Here is a 435-nt window from a genome sequence, read left to right on the forward strand (position 1 = left end):
GCTTGGGAGTGATCTTCTTCGGCTTCGGTAACGGCGGACAGCCGACGGGCTTTGCCAACTTGACGGCTCATGGCGGCTTCTTTGCCGGTGGCTGGAAAGGCTTCCTGTTTGCCCTGTGTATCGTGGTGGCTTCTTACCAAGGGGTTGAACTGGTCGGCATTACCGCCGGGGAAGCCAAAAACCCGCAGGTGACGCTCAAACGTGCGATCAACAACATCCTGTGGCGCATCCTGATTTTCTATGTCGGTGCCATCTTCGTGATTGTCACCATCTTCCCGTGGAACGGTATCGGCACCGCAGGCAGCCCGTTTGTGCTGACCTTTGCCAAGATTGGTATCGTCGCCGCCGCAGGTATCATCAACTTTGTGGTGTTGACCGCCGCGCTCTCCGGCTGCAACAGCGGCATGTATAGTGGCGGCCGCATGCTGTATGCCC

Annotated in this window: 1 protein-coding gene; it reads left to right on the forward strand. The window is 57.9% G+C overall.

Features of this window, described 5'->3' with window-relative positions; translation table 11 throughout:
• On the forward strand, positions 1 to 435 hold a 435-nt coding region (locus DUK53_RS17180; RefSeq protein ID WP_124893252.1), incomplete at both ends, for an amino acid permease.

It is taken from the genome of Listeria sp. SHR_NRA_18, from assembly GCF_003856515.1.
In the GTDB taxonomy this organism is placed as follows: domain Bacteria; phylum Bacillota; class Bacilli; order Lactobacillales; family Listeriaceae; genus Listeria_A; species Listeria_A newyorkensis.